Raw genomic sequence first — 19,831 nt, forward strand, 5'->3', positions numbered from 1 at the left:
AGGCGCAGCGCCTCCGGTAGACTTTAGAACGTCATGCTCAGCTGAGCCCCGGCGCCCCAGGTTTCGTTTTCACCATACAGACCCATCAGGTCAACATGCACGGTGCTAAACGGTGCGAAACCGACACCGCCGGTAAAGACGTTGCTGTCGTTACCCTTCACGTCCGCGCGATAACCCGCACGCACCGCCAGCCAGCTGAGCGGCGTTACCTCGGCACCGACGCCAACATACTGCGACGTATCTTCGCTCTTGAAGCCTTTGGTTTCCGTCAGATCGCCATCGGCAGTGAGCGTGACCAGATCGTTGTGCCAGGCGGCACCGGCGGTCACCAGCGGACGGATCTGATAGGTGTCTTTATAGCTCACCACTTCTCCCGTACGGCCGTTGCGGATACGGATATCTTTGGTGTCGATATCGCGCGACATCAGGTTTTGACCGCTCACGCCGACCGTCCAGTGTTCGCCGAAATCAGCCGCAATACCGGCATCGACGTTGAAGCCCGTATCGTCCGTGCGGTAGCGGCTATCGTTCCACTTGTTACTGTCGTAATCGTAGATTGAGGTGGTGTAGTTATAGACCCAGGTTTTTTGCAGTTTTGGCGTAACCCCCACGGAAACCGGGACGCCGCCAAGATCGAACTGACGGGCAACGGCGATACCATAGTCGGACACTATCGCCGCCCGGCCGGACGCCGTCGAGTTGAGGTTTTTCGTGATCTGGTCCGTGCCGTTCAGCGCAGCATCCAGGGCAACACCGGCTGCCACGACATTGCTTCGTTGAATACCGCGCAGATAATCAATATCTTGCTGATCGATAGACGAACTCACCCGGCCATGGGCGTACCCTTTCGCCATAAAGGCCACGGAAAGCACATCGTTAGGGATACTCACGGCGAGCCCCGCGCCTGCCGTTGCGCGAGCGGTTTTGCCGTTGAGATAGTCCAGCTCGTCGGCCAGATCTTTGGCCGCGCCCTGGAACTGATTAATGGAACCTATTGGATTGGTGATAATTTCTCTTGGCGTGAGATTCTTCACCACGTCCTTGTAATGATTGATTTTATCGTTGATGTTATCAATCTCGTCCTGAAGATTGTCTTTATCCGTCACCTGCACCCCAACGGATGGCAGAATGACCGTCACATCATCGTCCGGTTTTGCCTTTGCCAACAGCGCCGGGTTAATTAACGCCCCACTGCCATAGCTCCCGGAGGCAACGCCCGTGCCGCCCATGGCGTCACTCCGTGATTCTGTCCAGGTATTGGCTGCTCCCGCCTGATTTGCCATAAACAAAGAAACAGCAATGCTAACCACTGAAAATTTAAAATTTTTTTTCACAGTATGCCCGTTATAGTCTGTTATGAAATAACCCCTGTCTGTTATCACCCAAACAGGAACGAACTATTGCTGTGAATAAGGAGTAAAAGACCCGCTATTTCTGTCCCTAAGTAAAACTCCCTTACGGCCTGTTATATTTTGTGACGGCCCTCAATATTTATAGAAGAGGAAATTATTTTTTCCCAGGTTTTCCATCATGCGGTCCAAAAAACTGGGGTGGGTGGTCTACCCAGCGGTCCTCGCGGGTGGCGGCATACACCGGGTTAAGCGGATAGTAGATGCGATTGTGCTTCTTGTTGGCCTCGCCCACGACCAGCAACCGCACCTCGTCGTCCGTGTTATTGATAAAGGTGTGGCAGACACCCGTTCCGGCAGGAAACCCCACGCTGTCCCCCGGTTCCAGTTTCCATAAATAGCCATTAATCCACGCTTCCGGATAGCCTTCGAGCACGTAAACGAACTCTTCTTCATCGCTTTCCGCGTGCGGGTAGGACGTCCTGCGCCCGGGCGGTAGCCGCTCATGATGAATGCCGATGCGCCCGAGCCCAAGCCTGCGGGCCAGCGGTGCGCCAATAGAAAACCGTTCATCGCTATCTGGATAGGTCGAGTCATCCGCGCCTTCCACGTCGCGCCAGTGCCGAATACAGTCAGGTCTTTTCATTATGAATCTCCCGGTTTGCGATGGGTCAGGTATAGCACAGACTGGCGGATCTCGGTGTTTTTACCAGAACATGGTAAAGTGGGGGTTTTCCGTCCTATTACATCCGGAGTGCTGCATGGATAAGTCCACAAAAGAGCTGTTAGCGCAGGCCGAAAAGCTGTGCGCGCAACGCAATGTGCGCCTGACTCCGCAGCGCCTTGAAGTGTTACGCCTGATGAGTCTGCAACAGGGGGCAATCAGCGCCTATGATCTGCTGGACCTGCTTCGTGAAAGCGAACCCCAGGCGAAACCACCCACGGTGTATCGCGCGCTGGATTTCCTGCTGGAACAGGGTTTTGTCCACAAGGTCGAGTCCACAAACAGCTACGTGCTGTGTCATCTTTTCGATCAGCCTACCCACACATCCGCTATGTTTATCTGCGACCGCTGTGGCGTAGTCAAAGAAGAAGCTGCGGAAGGCGTGGAGGACATTATGCATACGCTGGCGGCAAGAATGGGTTTTGCCCTGCGGCATAATGTGATTGAAGCACACGGATTATGCTCCGCGTGTGTTGAGGTGGAAGCCTGTCGACATCAGGATGCGTGTCAACACGACCACTCTATACTGGTGAAGAAAAAGCCGCGTTAACGACAAAAGAAAAGGCGGCTTAGAGCCGCCCTGTGGGTTATTTCGCGTTACCAGCGGTAGTCGTTACGGGTTTCCCAGTCTTTGACTTCGTTTTCCGCCTGATCTTTCGCATAGCCGTAACGTTCCTGAATTTTACCGACAAGCTGATCGCGTTTACCTTCAATGACGGTCATATCGTCATCGGTCAGCTTACCCCACTTTTCTTTCGCTTTACCTTTGAACTGCTTCCAGTTGCCGCCGATTTCGTCTTTATTCATCATCGTGTCCTCTTAGTTAAGCGTCGGGTCGTAACGTCCGTTACGTTCTTTTCTGCTGGACGTGATAATTATTGTAGTTAAGGATTCGGCGGTGGTTTTCATATTCGGAATCTTTAACCGTCACGATATATCGTTGCGGGAGGAGAACCAGGTATTGTTTTGCCAGTGGCAATGCCAGATAAAGGCCAGCGACAGGCCTCGCAGAGAGAGAAACACCACCAGCGCCAGCCATAAACCGTGATTGCCCAGCCACGGGAGCGTCAGCAGCGTCAGGCCAAACCCTGCCGCCGCGACGGCCATGCTGTTACGCATTTCCGCCCCGCGCGTCGCGCCAATGAACATGCCGTCCAGCAGATAACACCAGACGCCGACCACCGGTAAAATGACTTGCCAGATGAGATAGTGGCTCGCCAGTTCGCGCAGCGCAGGGAGAGACGTAAGCAACGCGACAATCTGCTCGCCAAAGCAGGCGTAAACCAGGCCAAACGCCAGCGCCACCAGCCCGGACTGGCGGCAGGCAGCCCGCCAGACATCCCGAAGCTGCCCGCTTTCGCGTGCACCGTAGGCCTGCCCGGAATGGGCTTCTACCGCATAGGCAAAGCCGTCCAGCGCGTAGGCGGTAAAGGTCAGAAGCGTCATCAGTACCGCGTTAACCGCGACGATTTCGGGCCCCAGGCGAGCCCCAAAGACCGTCAGCGCGCCGAAACAGAGCTGAAGCAGCAGCGAACGCAGCATGATGTCCCGGTTAAGCGCCAGCAGCTTACGAATATTGCCGCGCCATGCGGTTTTAAGCAGCGCCAGGGAGATCCCGCGCATCGCCAGCACCCGCCAGACCATCCACAGACCAATAATAAAGGTTCCGTATTCGGCAATTGCCGTCGCCAGCGCCGCGCCCTGCACGTTCATATGCAGGCCCATGACCAGCCAGACATCCAGCACAATGTTGAGCAGATTGCCCACCACCAGCAAAATCACGGGGGCGCGGGCATACTGTACCCCCAGCAGCCACCCCAGCAGAACCAGGTTAGCCAGCGAGGCGGGCGCGCTGAGCCAGCGGATTTCAAGGAAACGTCGCGCCTGGGTCAGCACAGCCTCGCTGCCGCCTACAACATGGAGCGCAAGGTCGATCAGGGGCACACGCAATAAAACGATTAACGTCCCCGCGCCAAGCGCAAGGATCAGCGGCTGAATCAGCGCGCGCGCCAGACGCAACGGGTCTTTCGCACCATACGCCTGCGCCGTGAGTCCGGTGGTGCTCATGCGCAAAAAGAGCAGCAGCATAAACAGGAAGCTGGTTGCCGTCGCGCCAATCGCCACGCCGCCAAGATAAATCGGTGAATCCAGATGGCCGATAACGGCAGTGTCGACCAGCCCCAGCAAGGGCACGGTAATATTGGAGAAAATCATCGGCAGTGCAAGACGCCACAATGCCTTATCGGATGCCGTCAGCAGTGACATGAAAAATACCGGGGGTGGAGAGTGAAGCAGGCTACAGCGAAGCCATAGCCTGTCAGGAAGAGATTACAGCCATTCACCGTTGCGAATGACCCCAACCGCCAGTCCTTCGATAGAGAAGTTCTGTTCGCGGAGATCGACCACAATGGGCGAGAACTCGCTGTTTTCAGGCAGCAACTGAACGCTGTTGCCCTGTTTTTTCAAACGTTTAACGGTCACTTCGTCATCGATACGCGCCACAACCACCTGGCCGTTACGCACATCCTGTGTTTTATGTACTGCAAGCAGATCGCCATCAAGAATACCGATGTCTTTCATCGACATGCCGCTGACGCGCAGCAGGAAATCAGCGCTCGGTTTGAACATGCCAGGATCGACCTGATAGTGGCCTTCAATATGCTGCTGTGCCAGTAAAGGCTCACCGGCAGCAACACGCCCCACCAGCGGAATCCCGGTCTCTTCTTCCACTAGCAGGCGGATACCCCGTGACGCACCCGAGACAATCTCAATTACGCCCTTACGTGCCAGCGCTTTCAGGTGTTCTTCGGCAGCATTTGGAGAACGGAAGCCCAGACGCTGCGCGATTTCCGCACGCGTGGGTGGCATACCCGTCTGGCCGATATGATCCCGAATGAGATCAAACACCTCTTGCTGCCTGGTCGTTAACGCTTTCATTCCGCCCCCTGGGTGTATATACAGTTATGCTGTGAGTATATACAGTCAAAGGTGATTTTGGAACCAAAAACTGCACAAAAAACCAGGGACTTAATTATTCCTCGAGGCTCATCGGAAATGTGACCAAAGCAGCGTGACCCAGGTAATGACTGCAGTGATAATCGCCAGCAGCACAGCGGCAGAGCCCATATCTTTCGCGCGGCCGGAAAGCTCGTGGAAATCAGAGCCGATCCGGTCGACCACGGCCTCAATAGCGCTGTTGAGAATTTCCACTATCATCACCAGAAGTACAGAACCGATGAGAAGCACGCGGGTCACGGCATCAACATCAAGGAAACAGGCGACGATCACCGCGATGATAGCGGCGACGCCCTCCTGGCGAAAAGCGGCTTCGTTGATCCACGCGGCACGGAAACCTTTCCATGAATAGCCGGCGGCTTTGATGATACGCGTTAACCCAGTGGTATTATTGGCCATTAAAAGAACCTTTTAAGAAAAAAAGCGTCAGTAACAGGAACGGTAGCGCGTTTCGCTACAGCCTGAAGTATGACGGGTAACAACAGAAATTTTGCGCGCTTTCTGTTATCCTTGCGCCGCAATTGCATTATTAACCAGAGGCTTTACATCGTTTATGTCCGGCTGGCCACGAATTTACTACAAATTACTTAATTTACCATTAAGCATCCTGGTAAAAAGCAAGTCTATCCCAGCAGAACCCGCGCTGGAATTGGGACTCGATACGTCGCGTCCTATTATGTACGTTTTGCCTTATAACTCGAAGGCTGACTTACTGACGCTTCGCGCCCAGTGTCTGGCGCATGACTTACCTGACCCGCTTGAACCGCTGGAAGTCGACGGCACGCTGCTGCCGCGCTACGTGTTCATTCACGGTGGACCGCGCGTGTTTACCTATTACACGCCAAAAGAAGAGTCCATCAAGCTGTTCCATGACTATCTCGACCTGCACCGCAGCAACCCCGATTTGGACGTGCAGATGGTGCCTGTCTCGGTGATGTTTGGTCGCCGTCCGGGACGTGAAAAAGGTGAAGAGAACCCGCCGCTTCGCATGCTTAACGGCATCCAGAAGTTCTTCGCGGTCTCCTGGCTGGGGCGCGACAGCTTTGTGCGCTTCTCCCCTTCGGTTTCGCTGCGTCGCATGGCGGACGAGCACGGCACCGACAAAATCATTGCGCAAAAACTGGCGCGCGTGGCGCGCATGCACTTCGCCCGTCAGCGCCTGGCTGCCGTAGGGCCACGCCTCCCGGCGCGTCAGGATCTGTTCAACAAGCTGCTGGCCTCCAAAGCGATTGCCCGCGCCGTTGAAGACGAAGCGCGCAGCAAGAAAATTTCGCATGAGAAAGCCCAACAGAACGCCATTGCGCTGATGGAAGAGATTGCCGCGAACTTCTCTTACGAGATGATTCGCCTGTCCGATCGTATTCTCGGCTTTACGTGGAACCGCCTCTATCAGGGCATCAACGTTCATAACGCCGAGCGCGTGCGTCAGCTGGCGCATGATGGCCATGAGATTGTCTATGTTCCCTGCCACCGCAGCCACATGGACTACCTGCTTCTCTCTTACGTGCTCTATCATCAGGGGCTGGTACCGCCGCACATCGCAGCCGGAATCAACCTGAACTTCTGGCCAGCCGGCCCGATCTTCCGCCGCCTGGGCGCGTTCTTTATTCGACGTACCTTCAAGGGCAACAAGCTCTACTCCACCGTATTCCGTGAGTATCTGGGCGAGCTGTTCAGCCGCGGCTATTCCGTCGAATACTTTGTGGAGGGCGGTCGCTCGCGTACCGGACGTCTGCTCGATCCGAAGACCGGCACGCTGTCGATGACCATCCAGGCGATGCTGCGCGGCGGAACGCGTCCAATCACGCTGGTGCCTATTTACATCGGCTATGAGCACGTGATGGAAGTGGGCACGTACGCCAAAGAGCTGCGCGGCGCGACCAAAGAGAAAGAGAGCCTGCCGCAGATGCTGCGCGGCCTGAGCAAGCTGCGTAATCTGGGTCAGGGCTACGTGAACTTCGGTGAGCCGATGCCGCTGATGACGTACCTGAACCATCACGTTCCGGAGTGGCGCGAGTCCATCGATCCTATCGAAGCGGTGCGTCCGGCCTGGCTGACGCCAACGGTCAACGGCATCGCGTCCGAGCTGATGGTGCGCATTAACAACGCCGGTGCGGCTAACGCCATGAACCTGTGCTGTACGGCGCTGCTGGCTTCGCGTCAGCGCTCGCTGACTCGCGAACAGCTTACAGAGCAGCTGGACTGCTACCTGGACATGATGCGCAACGTGCCGTATTCCGTTGACTCAACCGTGCCTTCTGCTACCGCCAGCGAGCTTATCGATCACGCGCTGCAGATGAACAAGTTTGAAGTCGAAAAGGACACCATCGGCGACATCATTATTCTGCCGCGCGAGCAGGCAGTGCTGATGACCTACTACCGCAACAACATCACCCACATGCTGATGCTGCCGTCGCTCATGGCGGCGATCATCACCCAGCATCGCCGTATTTCACATCAGGAGCTATTGCGTCACGTTGAGACGCTTTACCCGATGCTGAAAGCGGAGCTGTTCCTGCGCTGGGGTAAAGACGAGCTGGCTGGAGAGCTGGACAAACTGACGGAAGAGCTGCGTCGTCAGGGGCTGATCACCGTTACGAATGACGAGCTGCACATTAATCCGTCCCGCTCCCGTACGCTGCAGCTGCTGGCGGCCGGTGCGCGCGAAACGCTGCAGCGCTACGCCATCACGTTCTGGCTGCTGAGTGCGAACCCGTCTATCAACCGCGGTACGCTGGAGAAAGAGAGCCGGACGCTGGCCCAGCGCCTGTCGGTGCTGCACGGCATTAACGCTCCGGAATTCTTCGACAAAGCGGTCTTCAGCTCCCTGGTGCTGACGCTGCGCGATGAAGGCTTCATCAGCGATACGGGCGATGCCGAGCCGGAAGAGACGCTGAAGGTGTACCAGATGCTGGCAGAGCTGATTACCTCTGACGTGCGCTTAACGATTGAGAGCGCCACGCAGGGCGAATGATGTGAAAAGGCCGGGCGGTATTTCACCTGACCCGGCCTGGCATTCCGCATAATATAAAGGCCCGGTAAGCGCTAAACGCTACCGGGCCTTATTTTTGAGCCTTATTACATCACCGCATTTAGCTGAGCAGCGTAAAGGCAATCATCCCGACAATTGCACCCGTCGTGCCGAGGATGGTTTCCATCAGCGTCCAGGTCTTGAGGGTTTGCGCTTCGGTGGCACCGGTAAACTTACCGAACAGCCAGAAGCCCGCGTCGTTAACGTGAGAGACCACAATAGAACCGCCCGCGATACAGATAGAGAGCGCGGCCATCTGGGCGCCGGAGTAGTTGAGCTGTTCAATCACCGGCATTACCAGACCCACGGCGGTTAAACACGCCACGGTGGCGGAACCCTGGATGATACGCACCGCCGCAGCCAGTACGAAGCAGGTTACCGCAATCGGCAGGCCCATCCCGGTTAGCGCTTCGCCCAGCGCCGGGCCCACGCCGGAATCCACCAGCACCTGCTTGAACACGCCGCCGGCACCGATCACCAGCAGGATAATCCCCGCAGGCTGCAGCGCCGCACCGCAGATCTCCATCACGCGATCTTTCGGCATCCCCTGACGCATTGCCAGGCCGTAAATCGCCACCAGGCACGCCACCAGGATCGCCGTAAACGGGTGACCGATGAACTCAAACCATTCGTACGCGGTAGAGCCTACCGGCACAAAGCGCGCGGCGATGGTTTTCAGGCCAACCAGCACCAGCGGGAGCAGGATCAGCGACAGGCTGAAGCCAAAGGACGGCATTTTGCCTTCGCCAAGGTGCGGCTCGGTGATGTCATCCGGAATATGCAGCTCAACGTAACGGCTGATGAAGTTGCCCCACAGCGGGCCGGCAATAATCATCCCCGGGATTGCGGCGCACAGGCCAATCAGGATCATCCAGCCAAAGTCGGCGTGCATCTGGGACGCCAGCAGCATCGGCGCAGGCCCCGGCAGAAGAAACGCTGCGGCCGCCGCCACGCCCGCAAACAGCGGAATGACCAGCTTCACGAGGTTGGTGCCGGTATGGCGCGCCATGGAGAATGCGACGCTGATCAGCAGCACAACGGCCACTTCGAAGAACAGCGGCAGCGCGCAAATCAGGCCCGCCAGGCCAATCGCATAGTGTGCGCGGCTGTGGCCAAAGGATTTCAGCATCTTGACGGCAATCTGGTCGACCGCGCCCGTCTCGTGCAAAATCTTGCCAAACATCGCGCCCAGCGCGACCACAATCGCCAGGAAGCCCAGCGTGCCGCCCATCCCTTTTTCCATCGTCGCGGCGATCTTGTCGAGCGGCATACCGGAAAAGAGACCTGCACCAATAGAAACCACCATTAAAGCAACAAAGGCGTGCATACGCGCCTTCATCACTAAAAACAGCAGCAGCAATACTGAACCCACTGCCGTCAAAACTAGCGTTAATGTACTCAAAACTTACTGCCTTTTATTAATGACCTCGATGGTGCTGGCAACAACACCCTCCAGTGACTGATCGATATCAACCACTAAGACGTCTTTCTCGTCTTCACCCGGCTCCTGCAGCGCGTCGAACTGCGTGACCAGCATCTGGGTTTTGAAGAAGTGACCTTTACGCGCCTTCAGGCGGCTTTCAATCACCTCGAAGTCCCCTTTCAGGTAGATGAAAGAGAGGTTCGGGTTGCCGTCGCGCAGCAGGTCGCGGTAGGTTTTTTTCAGCGCGGAGCAGACGATCAGGGAAACTTTGTTGGTGCGCTGCATAGCAAACGCGGCGTCGTTCAGCGCCTGCAACCACGGTTTGCGGTCGTCGTCGTTCAGCGGCTCGCCGGAGGCCATTTTCATGATGTTGCTGCGCGGGTGGAGGAAGTCGCCATCAAGAAACGCAGCATGGAGTTGATGCGCCACTTCGCTGGCCACGGCTGATTTCCCGCTACCGGAAACGCCCATCAGGACGTAGACGTGGTGATCGTGGTTAGTCGTGCTCAAAGGGTGTCCCTCAGTCAATTGTTACGGGTAACAGTTATCGGTAACATTGTCCTGCCGGGGCAAAAGAGAAGCAATATCCAAACGTGCGCGAAGTGAATAAGTGTGAGCTACTTCAAATTTGTCAGTTCAAATAGATCCACCCGGTGACAAGGTGAAACCTAAATCTAACATTTTTGGCGTCACCGTCTCGCCACGAATGCGCGCCAGCAGGCGTTCTGCGCCAATGCGGCCCATACGTTCACGCGGGGTCAGGACGCTTGCCAGACGCGGCTCCATGACCTGACCAATGTCGTGGCCGTGGAAACCGGCGATCGCCATATCATCAGGGATCTTCAGCCCCAGACGCTGACACTCAAACGCCGCGCCGACCGCAAGGTCATCGTTGGTACAGAAAATACCGTCCAGTTGCGGATACTCGCGTCGCGCCTGACGCATCAGCTCAATTCCCGACGTGTAGGAAGAGGACTGCTCCACCATCACGCTGTACGGGGTTAAGCTCGCGTCGAGCATCGCCTGCTCGTATCCCTTCTGTTTGATGATAGTACGTTCATCAAGACGCGCACCCAGGTAGGCGATATGACGATGCCCGCGGGCGATGATGGCCGCCGTCATCTGTCGCGCCGCCTCGAAGTTATCAAACCCCACGGCGATGTCGAGGCACGGCGACTGGCTGTCCATCAGCTCCACGACTGGGATACCGGCCACTTCAATCATTTTGAGCGTGCGGGCAGTGTGGGTTCGTTCGGTTAAAATCAGGCCGTCAATGTTCCAGGAAAGCATCGATTCAAGACGCTCCTCTTCGAGTTCCGGCTTGTACCCGTAGTGGGCGAGCATGGTCTGGTAGCCAAACGCATCGGTGACGCTTTCAATTCCGCGCAATACTTCAGCGAAAACCTGGTTGGTCAAGGAAGGGAGCAGAACGCCCACCGCGCGGCTGGTCGCATTGGAGAGAATATCGGGTGCGCGGTTGGGGATATAACCCAGTTCATCAAGGGCTGCGGCAATCTTGCCACGCAACGCCACGGAAACCTGTTCCGGGTTACGTAAAAACCGGCTGACCGTCATTTTGGTCACACCGACGCGATCGGCGACATCCTGAAGTACGGGGCGTTTCTTTTTCATCGTCCTGAGAAATCTTGAAGAGAGAGATTTGCTCAGTTTATCACGGACAAAGCTCAACCTTCCCCGTTTAAAGGGAAGGTTGAGAAATTATTTAGACCGGCGGCAGGTCAAACAGCAGAATTTCGCTTTCGCTGTCGGCATGCACGGAGATTGCCTGCTCATCCCAGATCGCCAGACCATCGGCGGTGGTTGCTTTGGTGCCGTTGATGGACACTTCGCCTTTCACCACCTGGATCCAGACGCGGCGGTTAGCGGCAATCTGGTGCACGGACTGTTCATCTTTCGCCAGCGCCCAGCGGTACAGTTCCATATCCTGATGCACTTTCAGGGAACCTTCACGCGCATCCGGGGACAGCACCAGCTGTTTGCCCTGTTTGGCGTCGAAGCGGCGCTGCTCGTAGCGCGGCGTGATGCCGGTCTCTTCTGGAATGATCCAGATTTGATACAGGTGCAGTTTTTCCGTTTTGCTCGGGTTGTACTCAGAGTGACGCACCCCGGTACCCGCGCTCATGATCTGGAACTCGCCCGCCGGCACCTGCTCTTTGTTGCCCATGCTGTCCTGGTGCTCCACCGCCCCTTCCAGCACATAGGTCAGAATTTCCATGTCTTTGTGCGGGTGGGTACCGAAGCCCTGGCCTGCATCAATCACGTCGTCGTTAATCACGCGCAGTGCGGAGAAACCCATGAAGTTGGGGTCGTAGTAGTCGGCAAACGAGAATGAATGCCATGAGTCCAGCCAGCCATGATTCGCGTGACCACGTTCGTTTGCTTTGCGTAAGTAGATCATTGTTTTCACCCTCAGTTCGTTTCGATGGAGTAAGTGTGGACGCAAACGGCCTGGGATGATAGAGGGTGAAAATTGACTCCTCTGTTCAAAAATTGTGAACAAGTACAGAGGAGCCATTTTTGCTTATTTCGCGGGGTTATCGTGGCAGGAGAAGCCTGTTCGAAGGCCCGCTCAAGGATTTCGAGGTTGGTCAGAACGTCAGATTCCTTGACGTAATTCGCCGTGCCGTTTGTGAGGGTCTCAAACAGCGCATCATAGACGCGGCCATAGTCGCCGGTTTCCGGTTTCAGCGTTTCTTTGACCGTTACGCCCTCATCGTTCACATACTCCAGCACGCCCACGGAATCGTCCGCGGCAAAGCCGGGTTCACCGGGCATGATATTGGCCTTCAGGCTGGTCTCCTGCTGGTCGATACCGTATTTGATAAACGAACCTTTAGTGCCGTGAACGATAAATTTCGGGTAGTCGATCTTCACCAGATGGCTGGTTTTGACGATGGCCTTCAGGTCGCCGTAGAACAGCTGCGCTTCAAAGGTGTCATCCGGGTTGGCTTTATTACGCAGGCTGCGGATGTCATACGCTACGTGGTCCGGTCGGCCAAAGAGGGAGATGATCTGGTCCATGGTGTGTACGCCCAGACCATAGAACGAGCCGTCCTGCGGCAGGCCGGGCTGGGTCTCCGCCACCGGGCGGTAGTAATCAAAGTGGCTTTCAATTTCCACGATGTCGCCGAGCCTGCCGCTTTCAATCGCTTTTTTCGCCGTCAGGAAGCAGCTGTCAAAGCGGCGGTTCTGATACGGCGTGACGGTCAGTCCTTTACTTTTCGCCAGCGCGAACAGCGCTTTTGCTTCGGCAATCGTCGGGGTGAAGGGCTTTTCTACCAGCACGTTTTTGCCCGCTTCCAGCGCACGCTTCGCGTAGTCGAAGTGGCTGTCGGCGTGGGTGCAGACGACAACCAGTTTGACCTGCGGGTCGTTAAGCACATCATCCAGATCGCTGGTGAAATGGATGTGGGAATACTGCGGAGATTGCTCTTCCGGCTTCGCGCGGCGGCGGTAGATATGGGCCACGTGCCAGCGGTCTTTACGGTTGAGAACATACGGCAGGTGGTAGCGGGTCGTGCTTTTACCAAATCCAACAAATGCGCAATGTAGCGTCATGGCTCAGTCCTTTTGGAAGGTTACTGAGTCTAACCATAACAAAAAAAAAGCCAGCTAAAAGCTGGCTAAAGTAATACTGGAAGCAATGTGAGCAATGTCGTGCTTTCAGGTTCCCGTAAAGGTCTTCCTGAATGCAGAGCAATAATAATCATTCTCATTCGCACTTGTCCAATACTTTTTGCAAAAATTAGCAGTTGACGCACATTTTAAAGTCATTGATGTTGGAAGGGACTTTTAACTGACTGAGGATAAAGGAATGAGTGAGATAGTGATACGCCATGCGGAACCGAAAGATTATGACGCCATTCGTCAGATCCACGCCCAACCGGAGGTGTACCACAACACACTACAGGTTCCTCATCCGTCTGAGCAAATGTGGCAAGAACGACTCACCGACCAGCCCGGCATTAAGCAACTGGTCGCCTGTATAGACGGTCATGTCGCCGGGCATCTGTGCATCGCCGTCGCGCAACGCCCACGCCGCAGCCATGTGGCTGATTTTGGGATTTGTGTCGGCGCGCAGTGGCAAAACCGGGGAGTTGCCAGCGCGCTGATGCGCACCATGATTGATATGTGCGATAACTGGCTGCGCGTTGACCGCATTGAGCTGACGGTGTTTGTCGATAACGAGCCGGCGATTGCGGTGTACAAAAAATACGGGTTCGAAATTGAAGGCACCGGCAAGCGCTATGCCCTGCGCAACGGCGAGTATGTGGACGCGTATTATATGGCGCGGATGAAGGAGTGATTTGCCGGGTGGCGGCTTCGCCTTACCCGGCCTACGTTCGCGCAGTTGTAGGCCCGGTAAGCGCAGCGCCACCGGGCGATACATCAATACCCCGCCGTCAAATCATCCACCGAACGCGGGTCCGACGCGCCAAACAGCGCCCCGTCCGGCCCAACCATAATGCTCTGGGTGCTGCCCATCGCCTCTTTCACCGCGACCTTCTGCCCGCGCTGCTCCAGCAGTTTAATGGTGTCCGGGCTAAAGCCCTTCTCGACGCGCAGCTCGTCCGGCAGCCACTGGTGATGGAAGCGCGGCGCATTGGTGGCTTCGGCGACGTTCATCCCAAAATCGATACTGTTCACCACCATCTGCAATACCGTGGTGATAATCCGGCTGCCGCCCGGGCTACCGGTTACCAGCCAGGTTTTGCCGTCTTTCACCACGATGGTGGGCGACATGGAGGACAGCGGTCGCTTCTTCGGCCCGACCGCATTCGCATCGCCGCCGACCAGCCCGTAGACGTTCGGCACGCCAGGCTTGGCGGAGAAGTCATCCATCTCGTTGTTCAGCAAAATGCCGCTGTTGCCCGCCACAATCCCGGTGCCGAAGGTCGTGTTGAGCGTATAGGTCACCGCCACCGCGTTACCGTCTTTATCCACCACCGAGAAGTGGGTGGTCTGGTTGCTTTCATACGGTGCCAGCTTGCCGGGGCGGATCTCGCTCGACGGCTTCGCCTTGTTGATGTCGATCAGATCGGCAATGGATTTGGCATACGCCTTGTTGGTCAGCGCCTGCCAGGGCACCTTCACGAAGTCCGGATCGCCGAGATATTCCGAGCGGTCGGCGTAGGCGCGTTTTTCCGCTTCCGCCATCACCTGCATGGCGTCCGCGCTGCCGAAGCCGAACTTATGCATATCGAAGTTTTCGAGAATATTCAGGATCTGCACGATGTGAATGCCCCCGGAGGACGGCGGCGGCATGGAGAAGACTTCGTAGCCGCGATAGGTGCCGCTAATCGGCTCGCGCTCCACCGCCTTGTACTCGGCCAGATCCGCTTTGGTGATCAAGCCGCCATTTTTCTTCATCTCTTCGGCAATCTGGTCGGCAATCGCCCCTTTGTAGAAGGCGTCGGGACCGTGCTCCGCAATCAGCTCCAGGCTTTTGGCGAGGTTGTTCTGCACCAGCTTATCGCCCTTCTTCAGCGGCTCGCCGTCTTTCCAGAAGATGGCCTTGCTGTTTTCGTGGTTTGGAATCACTTCGCTGCCGTAGGTTTTGAGGTCGTCCGCCAGCGCGTCGTTGACCACAAAGCCATCCCGCGCCAGCTTGATGGCAGGCTGCACCACTTTATTCAGCGGCATCGTGCCGTATTTTTCCAGCGCCAGCGAGAAGCCCGCCACGGTGCCGGGCGTGCCGGAGGCGAGATGGGAGGTCAGGGATTTTTTGCTGTCAGGGTTGCCCCGATCGTCGAGGAACATATCGCGGGACGCCTGAGCAGGCGCCATTTCGCGGAAGTCGATGGCGGTGGTTTTGCCGTCTTTGGTGCGCAGCATCATAAAGCCGCCGCCGCCCAGGTTCCCCGCCTGCGGGTGCGTGACCGCCAGCGCATAGCCGACGGCGACCGCGGCATCCACCGCATTACCGCCCTCCCTGAGAATATCGACGCCCACTTGGGTTGCCAGCGCATCCACGGATGCCACCATGCCGTGGGTTGCCCGCACGGGATGAAAAACATCTTCCTCCACGCCGTAAGAGACCGGAGGTGCTGCGGGTGGGTTGGCCGCCACGCTAAATGTCCCGCCTGCCATCAGCGCGGCAATGGCTACCCAGCGCAAAAACGTTGGTTTCATCATTATTGTTCTCCAGGTGAAGGGATCCATATTCCCCGCTTAAGCCTGGTTCACAACTCCTAAAAAATCATCGTTATGGTGAAATCGGGGTAAACTTAAGAGAGACCTCAAAAGGAGGAGATGACAATGAAACGCTTACTGATTCTTACGGCACTTATCCCGTTTGCCGCGCTCGCACAGCCACTCAACACCATGAACAATCCGAACCAGCAGGGGTATGTTATCCCGAGCCAGCAGCGCATGCAGACCGAGATGATGAGCCAGCAGCAGCAGCAAAAAGGGATGCTTAACCAGCAGTTGAGAACCCAGACCCAGATGCAGCAGCAGAGCCTGCAAAATCAGATGAACGCCAACACCCAGCGCGTGCAGCAGGGACAGGTGCGCGAGCAGCCGCTGCCCAATAAAAACGGCGGCATGTTAGGCGGGATGACCTCCTCAGGCAGCGGACAGCAGCATATGCTGCCGCCGCAGTCGAACGGCAGTATGCTTAATCCGCAGAACTAAAGTCGGGGCCGATCAGGTCAATCGCATCGGTACAGATGCTGTCCACGCCCCAGCGCAGCAGGTCGGCTGCACGCTGGGGCTTATTGACGGTATAGACCAGAATATGCAGCCCCGCGTCTTTGAGCATCCTCACCCGCGCCTCATCCAGCAGCTTATGGTTCAGATGGATCGAGACGCAGCCTAAACGGGTCGTCAGCTCGCGCCAGTCTTCACGCCATTCGTCCAGCAATAGCCCGCGCGGCAGTTCCGGCACCGCCGCCTGAGCCGCTTCCAGCGCGTCGATTTCAAATGATGACAGCAGCGGCGGCGTCATCCCTTCCCATAGCTCACGCGCGGCCAGAGCAATCACTTTGCCCGTCAGCGGCCCGGTGCCGGTGGTCGGTTTAATCTCAATGTTTGCCATCATGCCGTGCTGACGACAGCGGTCCGCCACTTCCGCCAGCAGCGGCAGCGGTTCACCTTTGAATTCGCCGCTGTACCAGCTTCCGGCGTCTACTTTCAGCAGATCGCGCCACGGCAATTCGCCCGCCACGCCCCAGCCGTTGCTGGTGCGTTCGAGGTTATCGTCATGCAGCAGGAAGATCTCGCCGTCCTTCGACAGCTTGGCGTCGAATTCGATCATCGTGTGGCCGTAGCGCGCGCCGACGTCAATCGCCGCCAGCGTGTTTTCCGGCGCCAGCTTACCGCCGCCGCGGTGGGCGACGACGTGGGGATAAGGCCAGTTGCTCATACTCGTTGTCCTGTTTCACCGTCAAAGAGGTGCAGATGATTTTCCGGCAGGTGCAGCCACAGCGTGCTGCCTGCTTTCGGGCGCTCCTGATGTGCCAGTCGCACCACCATTTTTTGCTCACCCCAGCGCCCGTGCGCCAGGTTATCTGCACCCAACATCTCCAGCGTGTCCATCACCAGCGGCACGCCACCGTCCGCCTGAGTGGTTAAACCGATATGTTCCGGGCGGATCCCGAGCGTCATCTTACGCCCGGCGTAGCCACGATAGTACCAGTTGATCGGCAATGCCATCCCGCTTTCCAGCTCAAAATGCGTGCCCGCGCTGCTGATGCGCCCTTCCAGCAGGTTCATCGCCGGGCTGCCGATAAAGCTCGCCACAAAGCGGGTGGCCGGCTTCTCGTACACTTCCACCGGGGTGCCAATCTGCTCGGCGATGCCTTTGTTCATCACCATCACCCGCTGGGCGAGGGTCATCGCCTCTACCTGATCGTGGGTCACGTACAGGGACGTGGTTTTCAGACGACGGTGCAGCTGCTGCAGCTCAAGACGCATCTGCACGCGCAGCTTGGCGTCGAGGTTAGAGAGCGGCTCGTCGAACAGGAATACCGCCGGGTCGCGCACGATGGCGCGCCCCATCGCCACGCGCTGGCGCTGGCCGCCGGAAAGCTCGCGCGGGCGGCGCTTGAGCAGGCCGTCCAGCTCCAGAATGCGCGCCGCTTCCTTCACCCGCTCCTCGATATGGCCTTTGCCCATGCCGCGGATTTTCAGCCCCCAGGCCATGTTCTCCTCCACGCTCATGTGCGGATAGAGGGCGTAGTTCTGGAACACCATCGCGATGCCGCGATCTTTGGGCTCCATCTCGGTAACGCGCTGGCGGTCAATCCAGATATCCCCGGAGGTCACGCGCTCCAGCCCCGCCACCATGCGCAGCAGGGTGGACTTGCCGCAGCCGGACGGGCCCACCATCACGATAAATTCCCCGTCCGCCACGTCGAGCGTCAGCGGCTGAATGACCTGGGTTTTGCCATCCCAGCTTTTGGTTACTGCCTGAAGTTTTAAACCTGCCATCTTATTTCTCGCTATCGACCAGGCCGCGGACAAACGCGCGCTGCATGGCTAAAACAATGACTACGGGTGGGATAAGGGTGAGCAGCATCGCCGCCATCACCTGGTTCCAGAGGGTGGTGCCTTCGCCGGTGGCGATCATGCCTTTGATGCCCGCCACGGCGGTGCCAAGGTTGACGTCCTGAATAATCAGCAGCGGCCACAGGTACTGGTTCCAGCCGTAGATAAAGGTGATGACAAACAGCGCCGCGAGGTTGGTTTTTGACAGCGGCAGCACGATGTCGCGGAAGAAGCGCATCGGCGACGCGCCGTCGATGCGCGCGGCTTCAATCAGCTCGTCCGGCAGGGTCATAAAGAACTGGCGGAACAGGAAGGTGGCGGTCGCCGAGGCCATCAGCGGCAGGGTCAAGCCCGCGTAGCTGTCGAGCATCTTGAGGTTGGCAATCACTTCCACCGTCGGGAAGATACGCACCTCCACCGGCAACATCAGGGTGATAAAAATCATCCAGAAAAACAGGTTGCGCAGCGGAAAACGGAACCAGACGATGGCGAAGGCCGAGAGCATCGACACCGTAATTTTGCCGACCGTAATGCCGAACGCCATGATGAAGCTGTTGAGCATCATCAGCCAGAACGGCGCGCTGTTGGCGCCCACGCCCTGGGTCCAGATGGTCTTCATGTTCTCGAAAAGATGCCCGCCTGGGATCAGCGTCATCGGCGTGTCGAACACCGCTTTGGTGTCGAGCGTGGCGGCGACGAACGCCACGTACAGCGGGAACAGAATGACGATAATCCCTAAAATCAGCATGGTATGGCTGAAAATCGTCAGCCCGCGACGGTTCTCAATCATTGGTAGCGCACCTTACTTTCAACATAGCGGAACTGCACCACCGTGAGGATGATGACGAGGAACATCAGCACGACGGACTGCGCGGCTGAGGCGGAGAGATCCAGCCCGGCGAAGCCTTCGCGGTAAATTTTATAGATGAGCGTTGTTGTCGCCTGCACCGGACCACCTGCGGTCGCCGCGTCGATCACCGGGAAGGTGTCGAAGAAGGCGTACACGAGGTTAACCACCAGCAGGAAGAAGCTCACCGGGGCGATCAGCGGCAGCGACAGCCTGAAGAAGCGGCGAATCGGCCCCGCTCCGTCAATCGCGGCGGCTTCCACCAGCGAACGCGGGATGGACTGCAGCGCGGCAAAGAAGAACAGGAAGTTGTAGCTGATCTGCTTCCACACCGAGGCGAACACCACCAGGAACATCGCCTGGCCGCTGTTCTGGGCGTGGTTCCAGTCGTAGCCGAACTCGGCCAGGAAGTGGGTAATCAGCCCGCGACCGGGGTTAAACAGGAAAATCCACAGCACGGCGGCGACGGCGGGCGCCACGGCGTACGGCAGCAGCATCAGGGTCTGATACAGGCGGCTGCCGCGCACCACGTAGTCCACCAGCGCGGCGAAGAACAGCGAGGCGACCAGGCCGCTGACGGTGACCAGGGCGCTGAACTTCATCGTCGTCCAGAAGGCGTCAAGGTAGTAGCTGTCGTGGAACAGCGCGGTAAAGTTGTCCAGGCCCACAAACTGGCTGGAAAGCCCGAACGGATCGACGCTTTGTACCGAGTACCACAGCGCTTCGCCCGCAGGCCAGATAAAGAAGATAACGGTGATGACCAGCTGAGGCGCGACCAGAAGATAGGGCAGCCAGCGGGAACGAAACACCGGACGGGATGATGACATGGAGATTGGGTTCCTGAACAATGCCGGGTGGCGGCTACGCCTTACCCGGCCTACATAGGGCACGTCGTAGGCCCGGTAAGCGAAGCGCCACCGGGCGAATCACA

19 protein-coding genes and 1 pseudogene are annotated in these 19,831 nt (G+C 57.3%); 4 read left to right on the top strand and 16 right to left on the bottom strand.

The window, feature by feature from the left end; genetic code table 11:
* Nucleotides 1–23: 23 nt before the first annotated feature.
* Both traF and ACJBF3_RS17570 read right to left on the bottom strand, forming a co-directional pair.
* Entirely contained in the window at nt 24–1,334 is a 1,311-nt protein-coding gene (gene traF, locus ACJBF3_RS17565; protein ID WP_045328867.1) for a conjugal transfer protein TraF, read from the bottom strand.
* A gap of 172 nt (nt 1,335–1,506) precedes the next feature.
* On the bottom strand, nt 1,507–1,995 hold the full coding sequence (locus ACJBF3_RS17570) for a cupin domain-containing protein (RefSeq protein WP_045328869.1): 489 nt from the start codon (nt 1,993–1,995) through the stop codon (nt 1,507–1,509).
* 115 nt (nt 1,996–2,110) lie between these two features.
* On the opposite strand from ACJBF3_RS17570, the gene zur reads away from it, so the two are divergent.
* Nucleotides 2,111–2,623, top strand: coding sequence for a zinc uptake transcriptional repressor Zur (gene zur, locus ACJBF3_RS17575; RefSeq protein WP_032644700.1), 513 nt, complete (start codon nt 2,111–2,113; stop codon nt 2,621–2,623).
* A 47-nt stretch (nt 2,624–2,670) separates the two neighbouring features.
* On the opposite strand, the gene ACJBF3_RS17580 is transcribed toward zur, so the two are convergent.
* The 4 genes from ACJBF3_RS17580 to ACJBF3_RS17595 all read right to left on the bottom strand — a co-directional run bounded on the left by ACJBF3_RS17580 (nt 2,671) and on the right by ACJBF3_RS17595 (nt 5,487).
* Nucleotides 2,671–2,880 carry a CsbD family protein gene (locus ACJBF3_RS17580; RefSeq protein WP_024906712.1) on the bottom strand — a complete coding sequence of 70 codons (210 nt, stop codon included), beginning with the start codon at nt 2,878–2,880 and terminating at the stop codon, nt 2,671–2,673.
* A gap of 120 nt (nt 2,881–3,000) precedes the next feature.
* A complete protein-coding gene (gene dinF / locus ACJBF3_RS17585) occupies nt 3,001–4,338 on the bottom strand; it encodes an MATE family efflux transporter DinF (RefSeq protein ID WP_045328880.1) in 1,338 nt (445 codons plus the stop codon).
* Nucleotides 4,339–4,401: 63 nt separating this feature from the next.
* Nucleotides 4,402–5,010 (bottom strand): transcriptional repressor LexA, encoded by a 609-nt coding sequence (lexA, locus tag ACJBF3_RS17590; RefSeq protein WP_045328881.1) that lies wholly within the window; start codon nt 5,008–5,010, stop codon nt 4,402–4,404.
* Between the two features lie 108 nt (nt 5,011–5,118).
* Complete coding sequence (locus tag ACJBF3_RS17595; protein ID WP_045328882.1) at nt 5,119–5,487, bottom strand: diacylglycerol kinase; 369 nt, start codon at nt 5,485–5,487, stop codon at nt 5,119–5,121.
* A gap of 154 nt (nt 5,488–5,641) precedes the next feature.
* Between ACJBF3_RS17595 and plsB the strand changes: the two genes are divergently transcribed.
* Nucleotides 5,642–8,062, top strand: a complete 2,421-nt coding sequence (gene plsB, locus ACJBF3_RS17600; RefSeq protein ID WP_045328883.1) for a glycerol-3-phosphate 1-O-acyltransferase PlsB — start codon at nt 5,642–5,644, stop codon at nt 8,060–8,062.
* 118 nt (nt 8,063–8,180) lie between these two features.
* Here plsB and gntU read toward each other — a convergent pair whose 3' ends face one another.
* The 5 genes and pseudogenes from gntU to ACJBF3_RS17625 all read right to left on the bottom strand — a co-directional run.
* Nucleotides 8,181–9,521 (bottom strand): gluconate transporter, encoded by a 1,341-nt coding sequence (gene gntU, locus ACJBF3_RS17605; RefSeq protein ID WP_014833577.1) that lies wholly within the window; start codon nt 9,519–9,521, stop codon nt 8,181–8,183.
* Between the two features lie 3 nt (nt 9,522–9,524).
* Nucleotides 9,525–10,052, bottom strand: a complete 528-nt coding sequence (gene gntK, locus ACJBF3_RS17610) for a gluconokinase (protein ID WP_045328885.1) — start codon at nt 10,050–10,052, stop codon at nt 9,525–9,527.
* Nucleotides 10,053–10,178: 126 nt separating this feature from the next.
* Nucleotides 10,179–11,174, bottom strand: coding sequence for a gluconate operon transcriptional repressor GntR (gene gntR / locus ACJBF3_RS17615; protein WP_032644696.1), 996 nt, complete (start codon nt 11,172–11,174; stop codon nt 10,179–10,181).
* Between the two features lie 91 nt (nt 11,175–11,265).
* The gene (locus ACJBF3_RS17620; RefSeq protein ID WP_008503360.1) at nt 11,266–11,961 is read right to left on the bottom strand and encodes a pirin family protein; all 696 of its coding nucleotides are present in this window, start codon (nt 11,959–11,961) and stop codon (nt 11,266–11,268) included.
* Between the two features lie 134 nt (nt 11,962–12,095).
* Nucleotides 12,096–13,121: pseudogene (locus ACJBF3_RS17625) on the bottom strand (oxidoreductase); the annotation flags it as partial.
* Nucleotides 13,122–13,377: 256 nt separating this feature from the next.
* Here ACJBF3_RS17625 and yhhY point away from each other — a divergent pair.
* Entirely contained in the window at nt 13,378–13,869 is a 492-nt protein-coding gene (gene yhhY / locus ACJBF3_RS17630; RefSeq protein WP_045328886.1) for an N-acetyltransferase, read from the top strand.
* 83 nt (nt 13,870–13,952) lie between these two features.
* Here the strand turns inward: yhhY and ggt are convergent, their stop codons facing one another.
* On the bottom strand, nt 13,953–15,698 hold the full coding sequence (ggt, locus tag ACJBF3_RS17635) for a gamma-glutamyltransferase (protein WP_072265648.1): 1,746 nt from the start codon (nt 15,696–15,698) through the stop codon (nt 13,953–13,955).
* Nucleotides 15,699–15,821: 123 nt separating this feature from the next.
* Here ggt and ACJBF3_RS17640 point away from each other — a divergent pair, with 123 nt between their 5' ends.
* Nucleotides 15,822–16,199: a DUF2756 family protein gene (locus tag ACJBF3_RS17640; RefSeq protein WP_045328887.1), complete on the top strand. Its 378-nt coding sequence runs from the start codon at nt 15,822–15,824 to the stop codon at nt 16,197–16,199.
* On the opposite strand, the gene ugpQ is transcribed toward ACJBF3_RS17640, so the two are convergent.
* The 4 genes from ugpQ to ugpA are packed head-to-tail and all read right to left on the bottom strand — an operon-like array spanning nt 16,183 to nt 19,727.
* Entirely contained in the window at nt 16,183–16,929 is a 747-nt protein-coding gene (gene ugpQ / locus ACJBF3_RS17645) for a glycerophosphodiester phosphodiesterase (protein WP_045328888.1), read from the bottom strand. The two genes, ACJBF3_RS17640 and ugpQ, sit on opposite strands and share 17 nt — an antisense overlap.
* Complete coding sequence (locus tag ACJBF3_RS17650; protein WP_045328890.1) at nt 16,926–17,996, bottom strand: sn-glycerol-3-phosphate import ATP-binding protein UgpC; 1,071 nt, start codon at nt 17,994–17,996, stop codon at nt 16,926–16,928. The genes ugpQ and ACJBF3_RS17650 overlap by 4 nt, the downstream gene beginning before the upstream one ends.
* Before the next feature lies 1 nt (nt 17,997).
* Nucleotides 17,998–18,843 (bottom strand): sn-glycerol-3-phosphate ABC transporter permease UgpE, encoded by an 846-nt coding sequence (ugpE, locus tag ACJBF3_RS17655; protein WP_028015153.1) that lies wholly within the window; start codon nt 18,841–18,843, stop codon nt 17,998–18,000.
* Nucleotides 18,840–19,727: a sn-glycerol-3-phosphate ABC transporter permease UgpA gene (gene ugpA / locus ACJBF3_RS17660; RefSeq protein ID WP_045328892.1), complete on the bottom strand. Its 888-nt coding sequence runs from the start codon at nt 19,725–19,727 to the stop codon at nt 18,840–18,842. The genes ugpE and ugpA overlap by 4 nt, the downstream gene beginning before the upstream one ends.
* Nucleotides 19,728–19,831: the final 104 nt, after the last annotated feature.

The sequence above is a fragment of the Enterobacter sp. PP-008-ECC_S150 genome, from assembly GCF_045257065.1.
Classification (GTDB): Bacteria; Pseudomonadota; Gammaproteobacteria; order Enterobacterales; family Enterobacteriaceae; genus Enterobacter; species Enterobacter chengduensis.